This window comes from Pseudomonas arsenicoxydans (assembly GCF_900103875.1).
GTDB classification, from domain to species: domain Bacteria; phylum Pseudomonadota; class Gammaproteobacteria; order Pseudomonadales; family Pseudomonadaceae; genus Aquipseudomonas; species Aquipseudomonas arsenicoxydans.
The window spans coordinates 6,022,480-6,047,081 of sequence record NZ_LT629705.1 but is presented as its reverse complement, the minus strand read 5'-3'; the positions used below and the strand labels follow the sequence as shown (position 1 = coordinate 6,047,081).

23 protein-coding genes are annotated in these 24,602 nt (G+C 59.9%); 19 read left to right on the top strand and 4 right to left on the bottom strand.

The genetic code is table 11. The features are described 5' to 3' along the window. Positions 1-132 precede the first annotated feature (132 nt). The 11 genes from edd to BLQ41_RS28305 all read left to right on the top strand — a co-directional run bounded on the left by edd (position 133) and on the right by BLQ41_RS28305 (position 13,615). Positions 133-1,959 (top strand): phosphogluconate dehydratase, encoded by a 1,827-nt coding sequence (edd, locus tag BLQ41_RS28355; protein ID WP_090187365.1) that lies wholly within the window; start codon positions 133-135, stop codon positions 1,957-1,959. After that, positions 1,956-2,906: a glucokinase gene (locus BLQ41_RS28350; protein ID WP_090187362.1), complete on the top strand. Its 951-nt coding sequence runs from the start codon at positions 1,956-1,958 to the stop codon at positions 2,904-2,906. Before edd ends, BLQ41_RS28350 begins: the two co-directional genes overlap by 4 nt. A 156-nt stretch (positions 2,907-3,062) precedes the next feature. Then, positions 3,063-3,794 (top strand): response regulator, encoded by a 732-nt coding sequence (locus BLQ41_RS28345; protein WP_090187359.1) that lies wholly within the window; start codon positions 3,063-3,065, stop codon positions 3,792-3,794. Beyond that, positions 3,784-5,253, top strand: a complete 1,470-nt coding sequence (locus BLQ41_RS28340) for an ATP-binding protein (RefSeq protein WP_090187355.1) — start codon at positions 3,784-3,786, stop codon at positions 5,251-5,253. Before BLQ41_RS28345 ends, BLQ41_RS28340 begins: the two co-directional genes overlap by 11 nt. A 234-nt stretch (positions 5,254-5,487) precedes the next feature. Continuing rightward, the gene (locus tag BLQ41_RS28335) at positions 5,488-6,747 is read left to right on the top strand and encodes a D-mannose isomerase (RefSeq protein WP_090187353.1); all 1,260 of its coding nucleotides are present in this window, start codon (positions 5,488-5,490) and stop codon (positions 6,745-6,747) included. 117 nt (positions 6,748-6,864) lie between these two features. Beyond that, positions 6,865-8,166, top strand: coding sequence for an ABC transporter substrate-binding protein (locus tag BLQ41_RS28330; protein WP_090187350.1), 1,302 nt, complete (start codon positions 6,865-6,867; stop codon positions 8,164-8,166). A 93-nt stretch (positions 8,167-8,259) separates the two neighbouring features. Beyond that, positions 8,260-9,168, top strand: coding sequence for a carbohydrate ABC transporter permease (locus BLQ41_RS28325; protein ID WP_090187348.1), 909 nt, complete (start codon positions 8,260-8,262; stop codon positions 9,166-9,168). Then, complete coding sequence (locus BLQ41_RS28320) at positions 9,161-10,006, top strand: carbohydrate ABC transporter permease (protein ID WP_090187346.1); 846 nt, start codon at positions 9,161-9,163, stop codon at positions 10,004-10,006. Before BLQ41_RS28325 ends, BLQ41_RS28320 begins: the two co-directional genes overlap by 8 nt. 2 nt (positions 10,007-10,008) lie before the next feature. Then, on the top strand, positions 10,009-11,169 hold the full coding sequence (locus tag BLQ41_RS28315; protein ID WP_090187344.1) for an ABC transporter ATP-binding protein: 1,161 nt from the start codon (positions 10,009-10,011) through the stop codon (positions 11,167-11,169). A 128-nt stretch (positions 11,170-11,297) separates the two neighbouring features. Then, complete coding sequence (locus tag BLQ41_RS28310; protein ID WP_090187342.1) at positions 11,298-12,644, top strand: carbohydrate porin; 1,347 nt, start codon at positions 11,298-11,300, stop codon at positions 12,642-12,644. A 116-nt stretch (positions 12,645-12,760) separates the two neighbouring features. Beyond that, positions 12,761-13,615 carry a D-hexose-6-phosphate mutarotase gene (locus BLQ41_RS28305; protein ID WP_090187339.1) on the top strand — a complete coding sequence of 285 codons (855 nt, stop codon included), beginning with the start codon at positions 12,761-12,763 and terminating at the stop codon, positions 13,613-13,615. 107 nt (positions 13,616-13,722) lie between these two features. Here the strand turns inward: BLQ41_RS28305 and BLQ41_RS28300 are convergent, their stop codons facing one another. Continuing rightward, entirely contained in the window at positions 13,723-14,583 is an 861-nt protein-coding gene (locus BLQ41_RS28300; protein WP_173667542.1) for a MurR/RpiR family transcriptional regulator, read from the bottom strand. A gap of 239 nt (positions 14,584-14,822) precedes the next feature. Between BLQ41_RS28300 and zwf the strand changes: the two genes are divergently transcribed. From zwf to BLQ41_RS28280, 4 genes are all read left to right on the top strand, one after another. Next, entirely contained in the window at positions 14,823-16,292 is a 1,470-nt protein-coding gene (zwf, locus tag BLQ41_RS28295; protein ID WP_090187336.1) for a glucose-6-phosphate dehydrogenase, read from the top strand. After that, complete coding sequence (gene pgl / locus BLQ41_RS28290) at positions 16,279-16,992, top strand: 6-phosphogluconolactonase (protein ID WP_090187333.1); 714 nt, start codon at positions 16,279-16,281, stop codon at positions 16,990-16,992. Before zwf ends, pgl begins: the two co-directional genes overlap by 14 nt. 17 nt (positions 16,993-17,009) lie before the next feature. Next, complete coding sequence (locus BLQ41_RS28285; protein WP_090187330.1) at positions 17,010-17,675, top strand: bifunctional 4-hydroxy-2-oxoglutarate aldolase/2-dehydro-3-deoxy-phosphogluconate aldolase; 666 nt, start codon at positions 17,010-17,012, stop codon at positions 17,673-17,675. 264 nt (positions 17,676-17,939) lie between these two features. After that, positions 17,940-18,665: an intradiol ring-cleavage dioxygenase gene (locus BLQ41_RS28280; protein ID WP_090187327.1), complete on the top strand. Its 726-nt coding sequence runs from the start codon at positions 17,940-17,942 to the stop codon at positions 18,663-18,665. 2 nt (positions 18,666-18,667) lie between these two features. Here the strand turns inward: BLQ41_RS28280 and BLQ41_RS28275 are convergent, their stop codons facing one another. Then, positions 18,668-19,849 (bottom strand): aminotransferase class V-fold PLP-dependent enzyme, encoded by a 1,182-nt coding sequence (locus BLQ41_RS28275; protein ID WP_090187324.1) that lies wholly within the window; start codon positions 19,847-19,849, stop codon positions 18,668-18,670. A 30-nt stretch (positions 19,850-19,879) separates the two neighbouring features. After that, on the bottom strand, positions 19,880-20,116 hold the full coding sequence (locus tag BLQ41_RS28270; protein WP_090188871.1) for a DUF3820 family protein: 237 nt from the start codon (positions 20,114-20,116) through the stop codon (positions 19,880-19,882). A 202-nt stretch (positions 20,117-20,318) separates the two neighbouring features. Between BLQ41_RS28270 and BLQ41_RS28265 the strand changes: the two genes are divergently transcribed. From BLQ41_RS28265 to BLQ41_RS28250, 4 genes are all read left to right on the top strand, one after another. After that, positions 20,319-20,786 (top strand): ferritin-like domain-containing protein, encoded by a 468-nt coding sequence (locus tag BLQ41_RS28265; RefSeq protein WP_090187322.1) that lies wholly within the window; start codon positions 20,319-20,321, stop codon positions 20,784-20,786. A 168-nt stretch (positions 20,787-20,954) separates the two neighbouring features. Further along, on the top strand, positions 20,955-22,943 hold the full coding sequence (locus tag BLQ41_RS28260; RefSeq protein WP_090187319.1) for an FUSC family protein: 1,989 nt from the start codon (positions 20,955-20,957) through the stop codon (positions 22,941-22,943). Continuing rightward, the gene (locus BLQ41_RS28255; RefSeq protein ID WP_008151119.1) at positions 22,930-23,136 is read left to right on the top strand and encodes a DUF1656 domain-containing protein; all 207 of its coding nucleotides are present in this window, start codon (positions 22,930-22,932) and stop codon (positions 23,134-23,136) included. The genes BLQ41_RS28260 and BLQ41_RS28255 overlap by 14 nt, the downstream gene beginning before the upstream one ends. Positions 23,137-23,146: 10 nt before the next feature. Next, positions 23,147-24,007 carry an efflux RND transporter periplasmic adaptor subunit gene (locus tag BLQ41_RS28250; protein WP_090187316.1) on the top strand — a complete coding sequence of 287 codons (861 nt, stop codon included), beginning with the start codon at positions 23,147-23,149 and terminating at the stop codon, positions 24,005-24,007. Between the two features lie 104 nt (positions 24,008-24,111). Here the strand turns inward: BLQ41_RS28250 and BLQ41_RS28245 are convergent, their stop codons facing one another. Further along, positions 24,112-24,582, bottom strand: a complete 471-nt coding sequence (locus BLQ41_RS28245; protein WP_090187314.1) for a MaoC family dehydratase — start codon at positions 24,580-24,582, stop codon at positions 24,112-24,114. Positions 24,583-24,602: the final 20 nt, after the last annotated feature.

Below are 24,602 nucleotides of genomic sequence, written 5' to 3'. Positions count from 1 at the left end.
TTCAATCTACAACGAGTGACCTGAATCAACTGGTCCGACCGAACAAGCAAACCGTCTGTCATCCCACACACAACGGTCCTTGTTCAGCATAGACAATCAGGTCGCCACATCCGTTAGCCTGGAGTTCTACACATGCATCCCCGCGTCCTTGAGGTCACCGAACGGCTTATCGCCCGCAGTCGCGCAACTCGCGAGGCTTACCTTGCACTCATTCGCGGTGCAGCCAGCGACGGCCCGATGCGCGGCAAGCTGCAATGCGCCAACTTCGCCCACGGCGTGGCCGGTTGCGGCACCGAGGACAAGAACAGCTTGCGGATGATGAACTCCGCGAACATCGCGATTGTTTCGTCATATAACGACATGCTCTCGGCGCATCAGCCGTATGAAGTCTTTCCTGAACAGATCAAAAAGGCCCTGCGCGAAATCGGCTCCGTCGGCCAGTTCGCTGGCGGCACCCCGGCCATGTGCGATGGTGTGACCCAGGGCGAGCCGGGCATGGAACTGAGCCTGCCGAGCCGCGAAGTGATCGCGCTGTCCACCGCCGTGGCGTTGTCCCACAACATGTTCGATGGCGCGCTGATGCTCGGCATCTGCGACAAGATCGTGCCGGGCCTGATGATGGGCGCGCTGCGTTTCGGTCATCTGCCGATGATCTTCGTGCCGGGCGGGCCGATGGTTTCGGGCATTTCCAACAAGCAGAAAGCCGACGTGCGCCAGCGCTACGCCGAAGGCAAGGCCAGCCGCGAAGAGCTGCTGGAATCGGAAATGAATTCCTATCACAGTCCCGGCACCTGCACCTTCTACGGCACCGCCAACACCAACCAGTTGCTGATGGAAGTCATGGGCTTGCACTTGCCGGGTGCTTCCTTCGTCAATCCGAACACGCCGCTGCGCGATGCCCTGACCCGCGAAGCGGCGCATCAGGTGACGCGCATTACCAAACAGAATGGCAATTACCTGCCGATCGGCGAAATCGTCGACGAGCGCTCGCTGGTCAACTCCATCGTCGCCCTGCACGCCACCGGCGGTTCGACCAACCACACGCTGCACATGCCGGCCATCGCCATGGCGGCGGGCATCCAGTTGACCTGGCAGGACATGGCCGACCTCTCCGAGGTGGTGCCGACCCTGAGCCACGTCTATCCGAACGGTAAAGCCGACATCAACCACTTCCAGGCAGCGGGCGGCATGTCGTTCCTGATCCGCGAACTGCTGGAAGCCGGGCTGCTTCACGAAAACGTCAACACGGTGCTGGGCCACGGCCTGAGCCGCTACACCAAGGAACCGTTCCTCGACAACGGCGAACTGGTCTGGCGCGAAGGCATCACCGAAAGCCTCGACGAAAGCATCCTGCGTCCCGTGGCTCGTGCGTTCTCGCCAGAAGGCGGCCTGCGGGTGATGGAAGGCAATCTCGGTCGTGGTGTGATGAAGGTTTCGGCCGTTGCGCTGGAGAACCAGATCGTCGAAGCGCCGGCCATGGTGTTCCAGGATCAGCAGGACCTGGCCGATGCGTTCAAGGCCGGTTTGCTGGAGAAGGATTTCGTTGCAGTGATGCGCTTCCAGGGCCCGCGCTCCAACGGCATGCCGGAACTGCACAAGATGACGCCGTTCCTCGGCGTGCTGCAGGATCGCGGCTTCAAAGTGGCCTTGGTAACCGACGGGCGCATGTCCGGCGCGTCGGGGAAAATCCCGGCGGCGATTCACGTCAGTCCTGAAGCCTATGTGGGCGGCGCACTTGCGCGGGTGCAAGAGGGCGATATCATCCGCGTCGATGGCGTCAAAGGCACCCTGGAGCTTAAGGTGGACGCCGAAGAATTCGCAGCGCGCACGCCGGCCAAGGGCCTGTTGGGCAACAACATCGGCACCGGTCGCGAACTGTTTGGTTTCATGCGCATGGCTTTCAGCTCCGCAGAGCAGGGCGCCAGCGCCTTTACTTCTGCCCTGGAGACGCTTAATTGAAACTGGCTTTGGTCGGTGACATCGGTGGGACCAACGCACGTTTCGCGTTGTGGAAAAACCAGCAACTGGAATCGATCCAGGTGCTGGCGACGGCAGATTACGCCAGCCCTGAGGAAGCCATTGGTGTCTACCTCAGTGGCTTGGGGCTTAAGGCGGGCGACATTGGTTCGGTGTGCCTGTCGGTCGCCGGTCCGGTGAGCGGTGATGAATTCAAGTTCACCAACAATCACTGGCGCCTGAGCCGCAAGGGTTTCTGCAAGACTTTGCAGGTCGATCAACTGCTGCTGATCAACGATTTCTCGGCGATGGCCCTGGGCATGACCCGTTTACAGCCCGGCGAGTTTCGCGTGGTGTGCGAAGGCACGCCGGAACCGTTGCGTCCCGCTGTGGTGATCGGGCCGGGCACGGGGCTGGGTGTCGGCACCTTGCTCGACCTTGGCGAAGGTCGCTTTGCGGCATTGCCGGGCGAGGGCGGTCACGTTGATTTGCCCCTGAGCAGCCCGCGGGAAACTCAGCTGTGGCAGCACATCTTCAATGAGATCGGTCATGTCAGCGCGGAAACCGCGTTGAGCGGCAGCGGCTTGCCACGGGTTTACCGGGCGATCTGTGCGGTGGACGGTCATACGCCGGTGCTCGAAACACCGGAAGCGATCACCGCTGCCGGGTTGGCAGGCGATCCGGTGGCACTGGAAGTGCTGGAGCAATTCTGCTGCTGGCTCGGTCGCGTGGCCGGTAACAACGTGTTGACCACGGGCGCGCGCGGCGGTGTGTACATCGTCGGTGGGGTGATTCCACGGTTTGCCGATTTCTTTGTCGAAAGCGGTTTCGCCCGGTGCTTCGCCGACAAGGGTTGCATGAGCGATTACTTCAAAGGCATTCCGGTGTGGCTGGTGACGGCGCCGTATTCCGGCCTTGTCGGTGCGGGTGTCGCGCTCGACCAGGCCTGAAACCGAGTCGACTTCATCGCGGGCAAGCCCGCTCCCACAGGATCACCTAAATCCCTGTGGGAGCGGGCTTGCCCGCGATGGGGCCAGAACAGACAACAAATATTCAAGGTCCATCAGGCATAATCCGCACAACTCAAACAACAAGGACGCCGCCCCGTGAGCTCAGTCAACAAGTCGATTTTGTTGGTCGATGACGATCAAGAGATACGCGAGTTGCTGGACACCTACCTGACCCGCGCCGGTTTCCAGGTCCGCACCACGCCCGATGGCGCAGGCTTTCGCCAAGCCATGAACGAGGCCCCGAGCGATCTTGTGATCCTTGACGTGATGCTGCCGGACGAAGACGGTTTCAGCCTGTGTCGCTGGATCCGCCAGCACCCGCGTCAGGCTCAGGTGCCGATCATCATGCTCACAGCCAGTTCCGACGAGGCCGACCGCGTCATCGGCCTGGAGCTGGGTGCCGACGACTACCTTGGAAAACCCTTCAGTCCTCGTGAATTACAGGCACGGATCAAGGCCTTGTTGCGCCGTGCGCAATTCGGCCAGGAGCGCTCCGGCGGCGAAGTGCTGGCCTTCGACGACTGGCGCCTGGACATGGTCAGTCATCGACTGTTCCACACCGACGGTGAAGAAGTGATTCTCTCCGGCGCCGACTTCGCGTTACTGAAACTGTTCCTCGATCACCCTCAGCAAATCCTTGACCGCGACACCATCGGCAACGCCACCCGTGGCCGTGATCTGATGCCGCTGGATCGCATTGTCGACATGGCCGTCAGCCGTCTGCGTCAACGCCTGCGCGACACCGAAAAGCCACCGAGGCTGATCCGAACCGTACGCGGCAGCGGCTACCAACTGGCCGCCAATGTGGTTGCCAGCAATGGTCACTGAGTTTTTCCGCAAGCTCGCTGCCCGGGTGCCGGTGCCGCGTTCGCTGCTTGGGCGCATGTTGCTGCTGACCTTGCTGGCGGTGCTGTTCGCGCAGACGTTGTCGAGCGTGATCTGGGTTTCGCAACTGCGCGCCACCCAGCTCGAGGGCCTGGTCACCAGCGCCCGCAGCCTCGCCCATTCGATGACCGCCAGCGTCAGTTACTTTCGCTCGCTGCCGGTGGCGTTTCGTCCGTTGGTGCTCGACCAGTTGCGCAGCATGGGCGGCACCCGGTTCGTGGTGACCCTCAATGACAAGCCCCTGGGCATGGAAGTGCTGCCGATCACCCCGCGTAAAGCGGCGGTCCTCAAAGCGGTGGACGAAGTGTTGCGCGATTCCCTGGGTCACGACACGGATATCTCCGTGACCTTCGTCAGTCCCGCCGACCTGCGGATCTTCAATAGCGGGTTGAAACTTGATGAATTGCCACGCTCCTGGGCGCACTACGCGCTGACCCTGGAACCGATCAACCCGCCGGTGCTGGTCACGCAGATCCAGATGGCGCCGGGGGAATGGCTGTACATCGCGTCGTTGCTGCCCGAGCCCTACACCAGTCTTGAAGAGCAGGGCCTGCCGGCGCAACAGGTGTGGTTCATCGTCCTCACCAGCGGCTTCTTGCTGTTGTTCATCGGCCTGTTGGTGCATTGGCAGAGCCGGCCGCTCAAGCGCCTGGCGCGGGCGGCGCGGGACATGTCCCTGGGCGCCGAAGTCGAGCCGGTGGCTGAGGGTGGCGGCAGTGAAGTGGTTGAAGTGGGGCGCGCCTTCAATGCCATGCGCGAGCGCATCAGCCGTTACCTGACTGAGCGCAGCCAGTTGTTCAGTGCGATCTCCCACGACTTGCGCACGCCCATCACCCGTTTGCGGTTGCGCGTGGAGTTGCTTGAAGACGAAAAGCTGCAAGCCAAGTTCGGTCGCGATCTGGATGAGCTGGAGTTGTTGGTCAAAGGCGCGCTGCAATGCGTGAAAGACACCGACATCCACGAAAATATCGAACCGGTGGATCTCAATCACGTGCTGGATTGCCTGGTGGAGCCGTACCTGGCGCCCAATGGCAATGGTCGCGTGACCCAGCAGGGGCGGGCGATGGCGGCTTATCCGGGGAAACCGCTGGCGCTCAAGCGCTGCATCGGCAACCTGATCGACAACGCGTTGAAGTATGGGCAAAACGCGCACCTGCACATCGATGACGATGAAAGCGCGTTCATCCTGCACGTCGACGACGAAGGACCTGGCGTGCCGGAGCAGCGGCTGGAGCAGGTGTTCGAACCGCACTTCCGCCTCGCCGGGCAGCAGCAGGGTTATGGCCTGGGGTTGGGGATTGCACGCAATATTGCCCATAGTCATGGCGGGGAAGTCAGCCTGCAGAATCTGCGTGAGGGCGGGCTGCGGGTGACGTTGCAGTTGCCGCGCAGTGTTGATTAGCGAGACCGCGTCATCGTTCATCGCGAGCAGGCTCGCTCCCACAGGAATACCTGCATTTTGAAAATGTGCACATAACCTGTGGGAGCGGGCTTGCCCGCGATGGCGTCAGCCCAATCAACACAATTCCTCAAAGAAATGTCACAGGGCGGTGACATAACTCGCCCCCTTCGTTACAAGCCCGCCACCCGCCGTTGTTTAGACTGCGACCAGTCATAACAACAAAAAAGGCACCCCATGGACACCTTCCAACCGGCTTTCAGCAGTTGGCTGAACGCACCTGCCCATCAACACTGGCTCGCCGCCGAAGGCCTGCGCCTGTTGGCGTTCGCCAAGGCTTCAAAGCTCCCGGAAGGCTTTGGCAACCTCGATGAAAAGGGCCGCCTCCCGGCCGATGCCCAAGCCGAAACCATGAACACCGCGCGCATGACCCACAGCTTCGCCATGGCGCATATCCAGGGGCTGCCGGGTTTTGCCGAGCTGGTGGATCATGGCGTCCGGGCCCTCAGCGGTCCGTTGAAAGATGCCGAGCACGGCGGCTGGTTCGCCAGCGCCCATCCTGTTCACGACAACACCGGTAAGGCCGCTTATCTGCATGCCTTCGTTGCGCTGGCTGCCAGTTCCGCAGTGGTCGCTCAACGCCCCGGTGCGCAGGCCTTGCTCGATGACGCGATCAACATCATCGACACGCATTTCTGGAGCGAGGAGGAGGGCGCGATGCGCGAATCCTTCAATCGCGACTGGAGCGAGGAGGAGGCCTACCGCGGCGCCAACAGCAACATGCACACCACCGAAGCCTTTCTCGCACTGGCCGATGTCACTGACGACAACCGCTGGTTAAGCCGCGCCCAGCGCATTGTCGAGCGGGTGATCCATGGTCACGCCGCGGCCAACGATTACTTGGTGGTCGAGCATTTCGACCGCAACTGGCAACCGCTGCGCGACTACAACCACGACAATCCGGCCGACGGTTTTCGTCCCTACGGCACCACCCCGGGTCACGGTTTCGAGTGGGCGCGTTTGTTACTGCACCTCGAGGCCGCGCGGGTCCAGGCCGGGATGCTCACGCCGGGCTGGCTGGCGACCGATGCGCAAAAACTCTTCGATAACAATTGCCGCCATGGCTGGAATGTCGACGGGTTGCCCGGGATTGTCTACACGCTGGACTGGAGCAATCGCGCCGTGGTCAGCCATCGCCTGCACTGGACCCATTGCGAAGCGAGCGCCGCTGCCAGTGCACTGCTCAAACGCACCGGCGATGAGCAATACGAAGCCTGGTACCGACTGTTCTGGGAATTCTGTGACAGTCATTTCATCGACCGTGAAGGTGGCAGTTGGCACCATGAACTGGACCCGCAAAACCGCCCAAGCGCTGATATCTGGGGTGGCAAACCGGATCTGTATCACGCCTGGCAAGCCGTTTTGATCCCGCGCCTGCCATTGGCGCCGAGCATGGCCACGGCCTTGGGGCAGGTGTCCCAGAGCGCTCCTGTGTAACCATGCGGTGACATTCCAGCGTCCCTTCGTTACCTGCGAGGGGATGACTCCTGTTTAAAATCCTATGCAGCGCAAGCACCAGACTTGCATGCATAACAACAAGAAAGGTACTACTAGATGAATGCGATTTCTCGCCTCGCTACTGTCATTTCTCTCGCTTCACTGCTTCCTCTGTCTGCATTCCCCCTGAGTACGCTTGCCGCCGATTCCAAAGGTTCGGTAGAAGTCGTTCACTGGTGGACGTCCGGTGGTGAAAAAGCTGCTGTCGATGTCCTCAAGGCCCAAGTCGAAAAAGACGGTTTCACCTGGAAGGACGGTGCTGTCGCCGGTGGTGGCGGTGCTACGGCCATGACCGTACTGAAAAGCCGCGCCGTTGCCGGTAACCCGCCAGGCGTAGCGCAAATCAAAGGTCCGGACATCCAGGAATGGGCGTCTACCGGTCTGCTCGACACCGACGTCTTGAAAGACGCTGCCAAAACAGAAAAATGGGACAGCCTGCTCGACAAGAAAGTCTCCGATACTGTGAAGTACGACGGTGATTACGTGGCCGTGCCGGTGAACATTCACCGCGTCAACTGGTTGTGGATCAACCCGGAAGTCTTCAAGAAAGCCGGCATCGAAAAAGCGCCAACCACCCTTCAGGAATTCTACGCAGCCGGTGACAAGCTCAAGGCTGCAGGCTTCATTGCGCTTGCCCACGGTGGCCAGCCTTGGCAGGACAGCACTGTGTTCGAAGCGGTGGTCCTTTCGGTCATGGGCGTCGACGGCTACAAGAAAGCCCTGGTCGACCTCGATAACGCTGCACTGACCGGTCCTGAGATGGTCAAGGCGCTGACCGAGCTGAAGAAAGTCGCGACCTACATGGACGCCGACGGCAAAGGCCAGGACTGGAACCTGGAAGCGGCCAAGGTCATCAACGGCAAGGCCGGTATGCAGATCATGGGCGACTGGGCCAAGAGCGAGTGGACAGCGGCCAAGAAAGTCGCCGGCAAAGACTACGAGTGCGTAGCCTTCCCGGGCACCGACAAGGCTTTCACTTACAACATCGATTCCCTGGCCGTCTTCAAACAGAAAGACAAGGGCACTGCTGCCGCTCAGCAGGACATTGCCAAGATCGTGCTGGGTGAGAACTTCCAGAAAGTCTTCAGCATCAACAAAGGCTCGATCCCGGTTCGGATCGACATGCTGAACGACATGGGCAAGTACGGTTTCGACTCCTGCGCCCAGACCGCTGCCAAGGACTTCCTGGCGGACGCCAAGTCCGGCGGCTTGCAGCCAAGCATGGCGCACAACATGGCGACCACGCTGGCGGTACAAGGCGCGTTCTTTGATGTCGTGACCAACTTCATCAACGACCCGAAAGCCGATCCGGCCACTGCGGCCAAGCAACTTGGCACAGCGATCAAAGCGGCCAAGTAACCGTTAGCGTCGCAGTTCCTGGTGGGAGCGGGTTTGCTCGCTCCCACCAAGGAATACGCTTGTAATCCTTATTTCTACGTACTGGATCTTCCCATGAGTTCTGTTGCTGTGTTCAGCAAGGCCTCGCCGTTCGATGCATTGCAGCGCTGGCTCCCCAAACTGGTGCTGGCGCCCAGCATGTTCATCGTCCTGGTGGGGTTCTATGGCTATATCCTGTGGACCTTCGTCCTGTCGTTCACCACGTCGACTTTCCTGCCGACTTACAAATGGGCAGGTCTGGCGCAATACCAACGGCTGTTCGACAACGATCGTTGGTGGGTAGCGAGCAAGAACCTGGCGCTGTTCGGCGGCATGTTCATCGGTATCACCCTGGTGATCGGTGTGCTGCTGGCGGTGTTTCTTGACCAGCGCATTCGTCGTGAAGGTTTCATTCGCACCATTTACCTGTACCCGATGGCGCTCTCGATGATCGTCACCGGTACGGCGTGGAAGTGGCTGCTCAACCCGGGCATGGGCCTGGACAAATTGCTGCGTGACTGGGGCTGGGAAGGCTTTCGCCTGGACTGGCTGATCGACCCGGATCGCGTCGTGTATTGCCTGGTGATCGCTGCGGTCTGGCAAGCCTCGGGCTTTATCATGGCGATGTTCCTCGCCGGTCTGCGTGGCGTCGATCAATCGATCATCCGTGCAGCCCAGATCGATGGCGCGAGCATGCCGCGCATTTACCTGAAAGTGGTGTTGCCGAGCCTGCGCCCGGTGTTCTTCAGCGCAGTGATGATCCTGGCCCACATCGCGATCAAGAGTTTCGACCTGGTGGCGGCAATGACGGCCGGTGGCCCGGGTTATTCGTCCGACCTGCCGGCGATGTTCATGTATTCCTTCACCTTCAGTCGCGGCCAGATGGGCATGGGTTCGGCCAGTGCGATTCTGATGCTCGGTGCGATTCTCGCAATCATCGTGCCTTACCTGTACTCCGAGCTGAGGACCAAGCGTCATGACTAGTTTCGCTGCCAAACCTTCTATCAGCCTGAGTCGCATCGCGATCTATGGCGTCCTGATCCTTGCCGTATTTCTGTACCTGATACCGCTGGTGGTCATGCTGTTGACCAGTTTCAAGACGCCCGAAGACATCAACTCCGGCAACCTGCTGAGCTGGCCGACCGTGGTCAGCGGCATTGGCTGGGTCAAGGCCTGGGGCACGGTTGACGGGTATTTCTGGAACTCGATCAAGATCACCGTTCCGGCGGTGCTGATCTCCACCGCCATCGGTGCGCTGAACGGCTATGTGCTGTCGATGTGGCGCTTTCGCGGCTCGCAATTGTTCTTCGGCCTGCTGCTGTTCGGTTGCTTCCTGCCGTTCCAGACCGTGCTGCTGCCGGCCTCGTTCACCCTCGGCAAGATGGGCCTGGCCAGCACGACCACGGGCCTGGTGTTCGTGCACGTGGTGTATGGCCTGGCGTTTACCACGCTGTTCTTCCGCAACTACTACGTCAGCGTGCCCGATGCGCTGGTGAAGGCGGCGCGGCTCGATGGCGCGGGCTTCTTCACCATCTTCCGCTTGATCATCCTGCCGATGTCCACCCCGATCATCATGGTCTGCCTGATCTGGCAGTTCACCCAGATCTGGAACGACTTCCTGTTCGGCGTGGTGTTCTCCAGCGGTGACTCGCAACCCATTACGGTGGCGTTGAATAACTTGGTCAACACCAGTACCGGGGCCAAGGAATACAACGTTGATATGGCGGCGGCGATGATCGCCGGGCTGCCGACCCTGCTGGTCTATGTGGTCGCAGGCAAGTATTTCGTGCGCGGGCTGACGGCCGGCGCAGTCAAGGGGTAATCATGGCAACGCTCGAACTTCGCAATGTAAACAAGACCTATGGCCCTGGCCTGCCGGACACCCTCAAGAACATCGAACTGTCGATCAAGGACGGTGAGTTCCTGATCCTGGTCGGACCTTCGGGTTGTGGCAAATCGACCCTGATGAATTGCATCGCCGGCCTGGAAACCATCACTGGCGGCGCGATCATGATCGGTGATCAGGACGTCAGCGGCATGAGCCCCAAGGATCGCGACATCGCCATGGTGTTCCAGTCCTACGCGCTGTACCCGACCATGAGCGTGCGCGAGAACATCGCCTTCGGCTTGAAGATCCGCAAAATGCCCGCCGCCGACATCGAAGCGGAAGTGGCGCGGGTGTCCAAGCTGCTGCAGATCGAACACTTGCTCAACCGTAAACCCGGCCAGCTCTCCGGTGGTCAGCAACAGCGCGTGGCGATGGGCCGTGCCCTGGCGCGTCGGCCGAAGATCTACCTGTTCGACGAACCGCTGTCCAACCTCGACGCCAAGCTGCGCGTCGAGATGCGCACCGAAATGAAACTGATGCACCAGCGCCTGAAAACCACCACGGTCTACGTGACCCACGACCAGATCGAAGCGATGACGCTGGGCGACAAGGTGGCGGTGATGAAGGACGGGATCATTCAGCAGTTCGGCACGCCGAAAGAGATCTACAACAACCCGGCCAACCTGTTCGTGGCGAGCTTCATCGGTTCGCCGCCGATGAACTTCATCCCGCTGCGTTTGCAGCGCAAGGAAGGTCGTCTGCTGGCGTTGCTCGACAGCGGCCAGGCGCGTTGCGAATTGCCAATGGGCATGCAGGACGCCGGTCTGGAGGATCGCGAAGTGATCCTCGGCCTGCGCCCGGAACAGATCGTGCTGGCTGGCAGCGAGCCTAATGGTTTGCCGACCATTCGCGCCGAAGTCCAGGTCACCGAGCCAACCGGTCCCGACACCCTGGTGTTCGTCAATCTCAATGAAACCAAAGTCTGCTGCCGTCTGGCGCCGGACGTTGCACCGGCCGTGGGCGAGACCCTGACCCTGCAATTCGATCCATCGAAGGTGCTGTTGTTCGATGCCAAGACGGGTGAGCGCCTGGGCGTGGCAGGTCAACCAAAAGCCGAGAGCCATAGCGCCAACGTCGCTCAGTTCAAAGGCCGCTGATGATGAAGAAATGTGGGAGCAAACCTGCTCTCACAGGGGGATATGCGCAGAACGGCCTGTCGCTCTGCGCAAAAGATGTAACCGCGTTAAATAAAAACAGTTAATAACAATAAAACGAGGATGTAGGGATGAAGAAGAAGAACAACGCTCAGCTTATCTGCCAATTGTCAGCTGTTGCGGCAATGATGATGGTCGGTAGTGTGCATGCGGCTGACGCGTTCAGCGCCGATTCCAAGTGGATGACCGGTGATTGGGGTGGCGAGCGGACCAAGCTGCTTGAGCAAGGTATCGACATCAAGGCCGACTACGTCGGTGAAGTCGGCGGCAACCTGCATGGCGGCTACAACGACGACAAGACTGCCCGTTACGCTGACCAGTTTGGTCTGGGCGTGGCGCTGGACCTGCAAAAGCTCTGGGGCTGGGATAACACCCAGGCCAAGATCCAATTCACCAACCGTAACGGTCAGAACATCTCCAATGACCGCGTTGGTGACCCGCGTGCCGGGACCTTGAGTTCCTCTCAGGAAGTCTACGGCCGTGGTCACATGGTCCGTCTGACCCAGCTGTGGGTTCAACACCAGTTCCTCGACGGCAAACTGGACGTCAAGGCCGGTTACTTCGGCGAAGGCGAAGACTTCAACACCTTCCCGTGCGAATTCCAGAACCTGGCGTTCTGCGGTTCCCAGGTGGGTAACTGGGCCACCAACATCTGGTACAACTGGCCGATCAGCCAGGCGGCGTTGCGCGTGAAGTACAACATCACGCCTGAGTTGTATGCGCAGATTGGTGCCTACAACCAGAACCCGTCGCAGCTGGAGCACGGTAACGGCTTCAAGCTCAGCGGCAGCGGTACCCAGGGCACCGTGTTGCCAGTGGAATTGGTCTGGTCGCCGAAGGTCAACGGCCTGCCGGGCGAATACCGTGTGGGTTACTACAAGAGCACGGCTGACGCTAATGACGTTCTCAAAGACGCCAACGGCAATGACGCAGCGACCACCGGTAACGGCTACCGCGTTCACGACAGTAAGCACGGCTACTGGGGTGTCGTGCAGCAGCAACTCACCACCCACAATGGCGACGCTTCCCGTGGTCTGAACGTTGCGGCGAACGCCACGTTCCACGACAAGGACACCAACGTTGTCGACAACTACCAGTCGCTGATGTTTGTGTACAAGGGCCCATTCGACGCACGTCCAAAAGATGACGTCGGGATCGGTTTTGCCCGTATCCATGTCAACGATGACGTGAAGAAAAACGCTGAGCTGGTCAACGCCAGCAACGGTGTCTCCGACTACAACGATCCGCTGTTCTCGCCGCTGCGTAGCACCGAGTACAACTACGAGATCAACTACGGCTTCCACGTGACCAACTGGCTGACCGTGCGTCCGAACCTGCAATACGTCACTCACCCAGGTGGTGTTGATGAGGTCGACAACGCGCTGGTCGCCGGCCTGAAAATTCAGTCGGTGTTCTAACGTTGTTGCGATAAGCTCCTCTCTATGTGCGCATTTTTGCGGACAGCCTTGGCTGTCCGCTTTTTTTTGGGGGCCGCGCACGCCCTGGTGACAGATGTTTTTCAGGACCGTGGCACATGCATGAGCATCCGCTACAACGCTTCTTCAAATCGTTGCGCGAACGACCGGTGTTTGCGTGGGAGCGCTATCAGAAGCGCGACGTGCTGGTGATCGACCATCCGCTGTGTCAGGCGGTGTTCAGTCGTCAGGGCGCGCAGTTGCTGCACTTCCAGCCCACAGGCCAGAAACCCTGGCTCTGGTGCGCGGCGAAGTGGCCGCAGGTCGGTGCAATTCGTGGCGGCGTGCCGGTGTGCTGGCCGTGGTATGGCCGTCATCCAAGCGAAAACGCCTGGCCTTCCCATGGCTGGGCACGATTGATCGACTGGAAGCTGCTCGACAGCCGCCATGACGACGATGGCGTGCACCTGCATTGGCAACTTCAGCTATGCGACTGGCAAGTGGACTTGCACGCACACCTTGGCGAACGAATGGATTTACGCCTGAGCACCGAGCATCAGGACAGCTTGCCGTGCCAATTGAGTCAGGCGTTGCACGCTTACTGGCGTATTGGTGACGTGGGTGAGGTAGCGCTGTCTGGGCTCGATGGCGCGCAGGGATACGACCAGTTGAACCGCCAGGTTTGCCAGCAGGAAGGTGAATTGCGGGTCGAGGGTGGTTGTCAGCGGGTGTTCCAGCATGACGGCGAATTGCACATCAAGGACCACGCCTGGCAGCGCGAGTTGTGCATCGACACCGGCGATCATGCGGACACGGTGGTTTGGCATCCGGGCACACGGCCGTTGCTGGGGGTGAGCTGGAACGAGATTTCCGAGTTTGTGTGCGTTGAAGCCGCGAGTGGAGGAACCGATAGCCTAAGTCTGGCGCCGGGGCAGAGGGCCCATTTGAGTTTGCAGGCGCGGGTCGGGGCGTAAGATCAAAAGATCGCAGCCTCGTTTCACTCGACAGCTCCTACAAGAGCTCGTGTAAACCTGTAGGAGCTGTCGAGTGAAACGAGGCTGCGATCTGTCAAGCGTAACGCTTAGTTGAACTCATCCCCAATCGGATACCGGCTGGCATTCAGGCTCTCTTTGATCTTGCGCAAATGCGGCTGGAAATCCACGCCTCGGCGCAAGGTCATGCCGGTGGCCAGGACATCCAGCACTGTCAGCTGAATAATCCGCGAGGTCATCGGCATATAGATGTCTGTGTCTTCGGGCAACGGAATGTTCAGGCTCAACGTACTGGCCTTGGCCAATGGCGAACCTTCGGCGGTCAACCCCAGCACCGAGGCGCCGTTCTCCCGGGCGATACGCGCCACTTCCACCAGTTCGCGGGTGCGGCCGGTGTAGGAAATGATCACGAACAACTCGCCGGTGTGTGCCACCGACGCAATCATGCGCTGCATCAGCACGTCGGCGTGGGCGGTGACGGCCAGGTTGAAGCGGAAGAACTTGTGCTGCGCATCGAGCGCCACTGGGGCCGAAGCGCCGAGGCCGAAGAAATGGATCTGCCGGGCCTGGATCAACAGGTCGACGGCGCGGCTGATCAGGTTCGGGTCCAGTGCCTGCAACGCGCTGTCCAGGGACGCGATGGCGCTGCCGAAAATCTTCTTGGTGTACGCTTCGGGATTGTCATCGGCCTCGACCGCGCGGCTGACGTACGCGGCGCCACTGGCCAGGCTCTGGGCCAATTGAAGCTTGAGTTCCGGGTAGCCGCTGACGCCGAACGAACGGCAAAAACGGTTGACCGTCGGCTCGCTGACTTTAGAGGCCTGGGCGAGCGCGGCGATGCTGAACCGGGTGGCCTGCTCTGGGTTGAGCAGGATGACTTCGGCGACTTTGCGTTCTGCCTTGTTCAGGTCTTCAAGGCGATTCTGGATCTGTTCCAGTAAATTTCGCACGCGGTCCATATATGTTCCTTAGCTCCGCAAACATGAGAGCAATGCAAATAAGAGCCCCGGCTATGCAAATTGGGACTTTGATCGGGCCCGTAACGGTGGCCTATCCTACTGATGGCTCCGACCGTCCACCACTCGGAATCTGTATTTTGCGAAAATGTTGTGGTTATTACTACATTTTCCCTTGAGTGATGCCTTGAAAAAAGGTATTTGTAGCTTAACTTGATAAAAGAACAAACATCATGCCTTCGATTACGGTTGAACCGTGCACCTTTGCCTTGTTCGGCGCCCTCGGCGACCTGGCCTTGCGCAAGCTGTTTCCTGCCCTTTATCAACTCGATGGCGCAGGCCTGTTGCACGAGGATACGCGCATTATCGCGCTGGCCCGTGAGCCTGGCAGCGAGCAGGAGCACCTGGCGTTCATCGCCTCCGAGCTGCGCCGCTACGTCGGTGCCAAAGAGCTGGACGAAGCTGTGGTCGAACGCTTCCTGGCCCGTTTGAGCTACCTGCATGTGGATTTCCTCAAGGCCGACGATTACGTCGCCCTGGCTGAAATGGCTGGTAGCGCTCAGCGCGTGATTGCCTACTTCGCCACCCCGGCGGCCGTTTACGGCGCGATCTGCGAGAACCTCTCTAAAGTCGGCCTCGCGGAAAACACCCGTGTGGTGCTGGAAAAACCCATCGGTTCGGATCTGGAATCCTCGCGCAAGGTCAACGATGCCGTGGCGCAGTTCTTCCCGGAGAATCGCACCTACCGCATCGACCACTACCTGGGCAAAGAGACCGTCCAGAACCTGATCGCCCTGCGGTTCGCCAACAGCCTGTTCGAAACCCAGTGGAACCAGAACTACATCTCCCACGTGGAAATCACCGTGGCCGAGAAGGTCGGGATCGAAGGCCGTTGGGGCTATTTCGACAAGGCCGGCCAGCTGCGGGACATGATCCAGAATCACTTGCTCCAGCTGCTGTGCCTGATCGCCATGGACCCGCCGGCTGACCTGTCCGCCGACAGTATTCGTGACGAGAAAGTCAAAGTACTCAAGGCGCTGGCGCCGATCAGTCCGGAAGGCCTGACCACGCAAGTGGTGCGCGGCCAGTACATCGCCGGCTACAGCGAAGGCAAACCGGTGCCGGGTTACCTGGAAGAGCCGAATTCGAACACCCAGAGCGACACCGAAACCTTCGTCGCCCTGCGAGCTGACATCCGCAACTGGCGCTGGGCTGGCGTGCCGTTCTACCTGCGTACCGGCAAGCGCATGCCGCAGAAGCTGTCGCAGATCGTCATCCACTTCAAGGAACCGTCGCACTACATCTTCGCCCCCGAGCAGCGTCTGCAAATCAGCAACAAGCTGATTATCCGCCTGCAACCGGACGAAGGTATTTCCTTGCGCGTGATGACCAAAGAACAAGGCCTGGACAAGGGCATGCAGCTGCGTAGCGGCCCGTTGCAGCTGAATTTTTCCGACACCTGGCGTAGCGCGCGGATTCCCGATGCCTACGAACGGTTACTGCTGGAAGTGATGCGCGGCAATCAGAACCTGTTTGTCCGTAAAGATGAAATCGAAGCCGCGTGGAAGTGGTGTGACCAGTTGATCGCCGGGTGGAAAAAATCCGGTGATGCGCCCAAGCCGTACGCGGCCGGGTCCTGGGGACCGATGAGTTCCATTGCACTGATCACGCGGGACGGGAGGTCGTGGTATGGCGATATCTAATTTGAAACTGCTTCAGGGTGTCAGCGCCCATGAGTTCAAGAGCCCGGTGCTGTTGGCTGAGGGCTTGGCGCTGAATGTGGCCAAGCAACTGAGCGAGGCAATCGATGCACGCGGCACGGCGACCCTGGTGGTTTCCGGTGGTCGCAGCCCGGTGGCGTTTTTCCAGCACCTGGCCAAGCAAACGCTGGACTGGTCCAAGGTTGTCGTGACCCTGGCCGATGAGCGTTGGGTGCCGGTCGAGCACGCCGACAGCAATGCCGGTCTGCTCAAGCGCTATCTGCTGCAAGGCCCGGCGGCCAAGGCCCAGTTTCTGAGCCTGTACAGCGCCACCGCGAACCTTGAGCTGGCGGCCGAGCAGGCTGACCGTTTGCTCGCCGAATTGCCTCCGATCGACGTGTTGATCCTCGGCATGGGCGATGACGGTCACACCGCGTCGCTGTTTCCGAACAGCCCGAACCTGGCCGATGCCTTGAAAGTCGACGGCACGCGTCGTTGCTACCCAATGCTGGCGCCTACCGTGCCGCATCAACGCCTGACGATGAGTCGTGCGCTATTGGCCTCGGCCAAGACCACCGTTCTATCGATTTCCGGTCAGTCCAAGCTGACCACTTTGAGTGCCGCATTGGCCGGTGACGATGTCGCCGCCATGCCGATTCGCGCGTTTCTGCAACCTACGTTAGAGATTTACTGGTGCCCATGAGCCAAGGAACAGCCGCTATGAAAAACACATCCCCGACCGTTTCCATGGCGGACAAAGTTGCCCTGATCGACAGCCTCTGCGCCAAGGCGCGGATTCTGCCGGTGATCACCATCGCTCGCGAACAGGACGTCCTGCCACTGGCCGACGCCCTGGCTGCCGGCGGCCTGACAGCCCTGGAAGTGACACTGCGTTCGCAGTTCGGCCTCAAGGCTATCCAGATCCTGCGTGAGCAGCGTCCGGAACTGGTGACCGGTGCCGGTACGGTGCTGGATCGCACCATGCTCGCCGCTGCCGAAGCGGCGGGTTCGCAATTCATCGTCACGCCGGGCATCACCCGTGACCTGCTTGAAGCCAGCGTCGACAGCCCGATTCCGCTGTTGCCAGGCATCAGCAACGCCTCCGGCATCATGGAAGGCTATGGCCTGGGTTATCGCCGCTTCAAGCTGTTCCCGGCGGAAGTCAGCGGTGGCGTCGCGGCCATCAAGGCGCTCGGCGGCCCTTTCGGCGAAGTGAAATTCTGCCCGACTGGCGGCGTCAGCCCGGCCAATATCAAGAGCTACATGGCGTTGAAAAACGTGATGTGCGTGGGCGGTAGCTGGATGCTTGATCCGGAGTGGATCAAGAACGGCGACTGGGCCCGCATTCAGGAATGCACCGCCGAGGCCCTGGCGCTGTTGGACTGATCGGCTTTTACCTGACACCTCGTTGTGTGTTCTACGGCTTTTCGGTGCGCTTGGTCGGTGCACCGTTTTTTTTTGCCCGCAAAAAAAACGTGTGGGAGCGTGGCTTGCCCGCGATGAACGATGACGCGGTATGTCTGTCGGACCGCGGTGTCTGAATCGCGGGCAAGCCACGCTCCCACAGGGGACATCAGGCGATACATAGTTACCGCCTCACGCCCTTCGGTCAGCGTTAACCTGCGTTCATCTTATGGAAGAGAGAACGTCATGGACGACAACACTTCAGTTGCACCTTCACACCCGGTCTACCTGCTGTCTCCCGAGCAAATCGCCGGTCCGTATTTTCGCAATCCCCAATTGATCAGACGCAACATCAGCGAAAGCGCCGACGGCATTCCGTTGGTGCTTCGGCTGGCAATCGTCGATGCCATGACGGGCCAGCCAGTGACCGGGGCCTTGGTCGATATTTGGCATTGCAATGCGCGCGGGGCGTATTCGGGATGGAGCAAGATCAATCCGGACAAGGAAGTCGACGACGGGGACATCGGCTCGGTCCTGCGCACTGACGACGACACCTACCTGCGTGGCGGGCAATTCACCGACAAGAAAGGCATCGTGCGTTTTACCTCGATCTATCCGGGGTTCTACGCCGGTCGTGCCGTGCACATCCATGTCGCCGTTCGCATTACCTCCGGCAACAATTTTCTGCAGGAACGGCACGTTGCCTGGGTCGGTCAGCTCTACTTTCCCGAGGTCGCCTCACGCTCGGTGCTCAACGCCCGTGAGTACAGCGGTCGATCCGCTTCACCGCTGACCAACGATCAAGACTTTCACTATCGCCACCAGGGCGGCGAGGCGTCGACGTTGACCGTTCACACCCTCGGTCGGGACTCGAACGAGGATGGCTATTTCGGCCACATGACCATCGGTATCGACACGTTCGCTTCCTCGACACACATCAGGCCGGAGGACTTCGACAAGTACACGGTATGACGTCAGCGCAGTTCGCTCAGCGCCCGGGCCAGTAAATTCATGTCGGCAGCGGTGTTGGTGAGCCCCGGCGTAATGCGGATGCACGGCCCGCTCGCGGCCCCGGTGCGCACAACGGTGAACAGGTTGTAGTCGCTGAGCAGGCGCTCGACCATCGCCTGTTGATCGGCATGGCGGGTAAACCGCATTGACGTGATTGCGCAATACAGGCGTGGGTCGTCCGGGGTCATTACATCGATGCCCGGCAGTGACCGGACTGCGTTCACCCACAGGTTGCGCAGGTAGTTGAGCCGTGCGCTCTTGGCCGCGGCGCCGCCCATGGCCAGGTGTTCCTCGAACACCAGTGGCAGGGTCAGCAGCGCCGGGATGTTCGGCGTGCTGTAGGGCGTGCGGCCGCGAATATCGGTGATCGGGAAATGCATCTCGCCCATGTCCGGATCGATATCCGCCAGGCGTTCGGGGGCGATGTAGATAAAGCCCAGCGTCAGGGGCGCGCCGATCCATTTGTGCAGGTTGAAGCCGGCAAACGAAATGCCCAGTTCTTCCAGATTGAATTCAAGCTGACCCAGGGCGTGCGCACCGTCGAGGATCACGTCGATGCCTCGTTCCTTGGCGGCAGCGGCGATGGCCTGAACGGGCATGACCAGTCCGGTGCGGTGGGTGACGTGGGTCAGGGCCATCAATTTGAGCTTTGGATAGCGCTCGAAAGCATCGCGATAGGTGTCCAGCAAGCTGTCGAAACTGGCGGGGTGCTGGTGGTCGATTTCGATCACTTCCACGCCACGATGCTTGGCCAGCCAGCGCATTGCACCTTTGACCGTGTCGTATTCCAGATCGCAGATCAGCACCTGATCGCCCGGCTGCAGGCGGTTGTAGTTGCGGATCAATGACTGCAAGCCGTCCGAGGCGCTGCGGGTGAGGGCAACGGTGTCGGTGGGAACCCCAAGCAGCCCGGCAAGCTGTGCGAGGACCTGCAGGCTTTCGCTTTGTTCGAATCGCTGACGCACATACACCGAGTTGCTGCGGTTGATCAGCTCGATGTTGCGTTGGTATTCCTCGACCACGGTGCGCGACATACGCCCGAAGTAGCCGTTTTCCAGGTTGATGGGCCCGGGTTCGACCGCATAGCGGTCGGCGAAGGTCTTCCAGAATTGTTCATCACGGGCGCGGCGGGTGTTATCGGGCATGGGCTATTCGGTCCGGTTTTACACGATCAGTCAGTGGCGCGGGGCAGGTTTGCCGTGTTTGGCGCGCAACGGTTCGAGCAGTTCGGCCAGTCCGTTGTGATCAATTTCCTGCATCAGGGCCAGCAAGCCACCGAGTTCGCCATGGGGGAAACCTTCCCGGGCAAACCAGTTCAGGTATTGGCCGGGAAGATCGGCAATGATTCTGCCCTTGTACTTGCCGAAGGGCATTTCGCGGGTGATCAGCAGTTCGAGTTTCTCTGGGTTCATCATCGGTCGTCTGGATTCATTTGAGCTGGAAAATACAGGCATTCTGCATGCAGGCCAATTGACAGTTCATGCAAATAAAGCGGATACAGATTTTGTCGTTAAATATAACTTGTTGAAAAATAAAGGATAAATGTTCAGTTCGAAGCTGGCATGCGGGGTGCAATGGTTATTACATCTTTCATCAACCCGTGAGGAATTGAAAATGACCGACATTAATAAAGAAGCGATCTCTGTACTCAACGACCTGATCGAAACCAGCAAAGACGGTCAGGAAGGGTTCAAGACCTGCGCTGAAGATATCAAGCACCCTGAACTCAAAACCCTGTTCGTGCAACGCTCGGCTGATTGCGCAACCGCTGCGGCGGAGCTGCAAAGCGCCGTACGTTCGATGGGTGGCGATCCGGAAACTTCCACCAGCGTCAGCGCCGACTTGCACCGTCGTTGGGTCGACGTGAAAGCGATGTTCACCGGCAAGGATGAAGAGGCTGTGCTGAACGAAGCTGAACGCGGTGAAGACCATGCGCTGAAGGCTTACAAAGAAGCCATGGAAAAAATCAACAAACACAACCTGGTGGGCATTCGTGACCTGGTTGAACGTCAGTATCACGGCGTGCAACGCAATCACGACCAGGTAAAAGCCCTGCGCAACCAGGCTCGCGCTCGCTCTTAAGCGTTCGTAACCTGTCAAAAACGCCAGCCAGTCTGGCGTTTTTTTGTGCCTTTGAATTAGTTCTGGACGGGATATAGATAGCTAGCTAATAATTTGTTTTTCAAGTGTCTGACTCATGGTTCGGTCGAACCCGGCTATCGTTAAATCGTCCTTCCAAGAGTGCTTTACGTGCCTATCACTTTGCAGGCTTTGTTTGCGCCTGACCGCCGCGCCCTTCAATTCGCAATCAAGACCCTGCTCGGCGGTGGTCTGGCGCTGTGGCTGGCGTTGCGATGGGGCCTGGAGCAACCGGCCTGGGCGCTGATGACGGCGTTTATCGTCGCCCAGCCATTGTCCGGGATGGTGGTGCAAAAGGGACTGGCGCGACTGTTGGGAACGCTGATCGGGACGATCATGTCGGTGGTGTTCATGAGTGTGTTTGCTCAGACGCCGTGGCTTTTTCTGCTGGCATTGGCGTTGTGGCTCGGGCTGTGTACGGCGAGTTCGACGTTGTTGCGCAGTGCCTGGTCCTATTCATTTGTGCTGGCCGGTTACACGGTGGCGATTATCGCGCTGCCGGCTATCGCGCATCCGCTGACCGTGTTCGACCAAGCAGTGGCGCGCTGCACGGAAATCTGTCTCGGAATCCTTTGCGCCACGGCAGCCAGCGCGCTGCTCTGGCCGATGCGGGTCGAACGGCAACTGGCGGATCAAGCGCAGGCGGCTTGGCAAAGTGGGATGAATGCGGCGCGTGCGACCTTGGCCGGCGACGCTCAGGCGCGCAAAGGCCTGTTGGAAATTCTCGGGCGCATTGTCGCCGTCGATGCCCAGCGCGAACATGCCTGGTTTGAAGGTGGCCTGGGTCGGCAGCGCGCACGGGCGATCAGTGGTTTGAGTCAAAAGCTGCTGATGCTGCTGCGCATCGCCCGTTCGGTGCGCCGGCAATGGAAGCAACTGGACGCACCTGAAGCCGAGCAGCTGCAGCCGTGGATGACCGAGGTTCAGGATGCGCTGACCAGCGCCGATACCGCGACGCTGCAAGCGTTGCGGCCAAGATTGCTCGACGCCTGCCATGACCCGCAGATCAGTTCCGCGCAGAGTTATTGCCTGGCCCGTTTCACCCTGCTGCTCGACACCGCGATGGCGGCGACGACGGCATTGAGTGCGGTGGAGGAGGGGCGTGAAACGGTCGATCCGCCGCGCACCCTGACGCCACATCGCGACCTGTCATTGGCATTGGTTTTCGGTGCGCGCAGTGCCTTGGCATTCCTGGTGGTCTCGAGTTTCTGGCTCGCCACCGCCTGGCCCGCGGCGGCGGGTGCGCTGGTGCTGACCTGCGTGGTGTGCAGCCTGTTTGCCAGTCGTGAGAATGGCGCGCAGATCGGCATGAGCTTTATGCGAGGGATTTTTCTGGCGATACCAACGGCGTTTTTCGTCGGGCAAATATTGCTGCCGCAGTGGAGCGGGTTTGCGTTGCTCTGCCTGGGCATGGGCGTGCCGTTGTTTTTCGGTGCGCTGGGCATGGCCAAGCCACAGATTGGCGCCACGGCCACCTCGTTCTGTTTACATTTTATCGTCTTGGTGTCGCCGCTGAACGCGATGAAATTCGATGTCGCCACGTTCTTCAACAGCGCCCAAGCGATGGTGGTCGGTGTCGGCGCGGCGGTGCTGGCGTTTCATTTGCTGATCCTGCGTAACCCGGCGTGGCACGGCCGCCGCTTGTTGGCGGCGACGCTCGACGATCTGGTCCGGCTGACCCGACGCAATCTGCGCGGTGCCGAAAGCTGGTTCGGCGGGCGCATGGCCGATCGCTTGCTGCAACTGGCGCGGCATTATCCGGAGTTGCCGGAACCGGCGCGCAGCCGCTGGGACGATGGTCTGCTCGGCCTGGACATCGGCGACGAATTGCTCCATCTGCGTTTGAGCCTCGCGGTAGCGCAGGCTCCGGTCAGCGCACCTCAGCAGCGTTATCTCGAGCAGCTGGAAAAAATTTTGGCGCAAGGCCCGGCAGGCGATAGCGCTGATGCGCTGGAACACCCCAGCGAAGAATTCTTGAAGACCTTGTACGCGTTGCCCCCCAGCGACGCGGTGAAACTGGCACAGGGTGCGGTGCTGCAACTGCAAAGCAGCTGGCGCGCCTGGTGCCGCCAACAGGAGCAAAGCCATGGGCTTGCGTGAGTGGTCGGTGGGCGGGGTGCTGCTCAGTCCGTTTCTGATTTATGTGTTGCTGGCGCTGCTCGTCACCGGGGCCTTGCGCATGCTGTTGCGCCTGACCCCGGTGGGCCGCTGGATCTGGCATGAAGCGCTATTCGATTGCGCCTTGTACGTCTGTGTATTGACCTTGATCACCGTCGTCCTCGGACCTTTATAAGGAGTTGAACATGCGTACCCCCGTACGTGTCGCGGTAACCCTGTGCCTGGTGGCGGTGGCGATATTTGCCGGTTTCCATTTGTGGCAGTACTACATGCTCACGCCCTGGACCCGGGATGCGCGGATTCGCGCCGACGTGGTGGTCATCGCCCCGGATGTGTCGGGATGGGTGCGTGAACTCAAGGCGTCCGATAACCAGCAGGTCAAGGCCGGCGATCTGTTGTTGAGCATTGATCGTGACCGTTTCGAAGCGGCACTCGAGAAAGCCCAGGCGGTGGTGCAGACGCGCCAGCAGCAACTCAATCTGCGTGAGCGTGAAGCCAGTCGCCGCGCGAGCCTGGGGCCACAAGCGATCAGTGCCGAGTTGCGCGAGAACGCACAGATCAATGCCGGCATCGCCCGCGGCGAACTGCGTGAGGCTCAGGCTGAGGCCAAAGTCGCCGAACTCAATCTAGCCCGCAGCCAGGTTCATGCGCCGCGCAACGGGCACATTACCAACCTGCGTCTGGCTGAAGGCAATTACGTGAATGCCGGGCAATCGGTGATGGCCTTGATCGATGATTCGACCTTTTATGTGCAGGCCTATTTCGAGGAAACCAAGCTGCCACGGATTCGTGTCGGCGATCCGGTGAAGGTCTGGTTGATGAGCGCGGGGGAGGCGCTGGACGGGCACGTGGAAAGCATCAGTCGCGGGATTACCGACCGCAACACCACGCCGGACGGGCAGTTGTTGGCGGAGGTGGAACCGACGTTTAACTGGGTAAGGCTGGCGCAGCGGATTCCGGTGCGGATCAAGATCGACAACTTGCCGCCGGAGATGAATTTGAGTTCAGGGATGACGGCGAGCGTGCAGGTGCAGGAAGGGCCTTGAGATCACAAGATCGCAGCCTCGTTTTACTCGACAGCTCCTACAGGGTTTTGCGTAGACCTGTAGGAGCTGTCGAGTAAAACGAGGCTGCGATCTTGTGAGGAAAATCAGCCGATGCTGATGGCCGGCAAGGTCGGCAACGTCACGGTCTGCTGCTTGCGCGGCGCCAGAATCTCTGCCTCGCCATCGACTACCAATTCGTCACGCTGGTTAAACACGCGAGTGGCAATCCGAACACGAAATTTTGGCATCTTTTGCAGGATTTCGAGACGCACCGTCAAGGTGTCGCCGATCTTCACCGGCTTCTGAAAGCTCATCTGCTGACCGATGTAAATCGTCCCCGGCCCAGGCAATTCGCAGGCAACGGCCGCACTGATCAACGCACCACTGAACATGCCGTGAGCGATACGCTCCTTGAACATGGTGCCAGCGGCGAATTCGGCGTCCAGGTGCACCGGATTGTGGTCGCCGGACATGGCGGCGAACAACTGAATGTCGCGCTCTTCGACCGTCTTGCTATAGCTGGCGGTCTGCCCGACTTCGAGGGCTTCGTAAGGGGTGTTGGTAACCTGGGTCATCTGTTTCAATTCCTGTCACG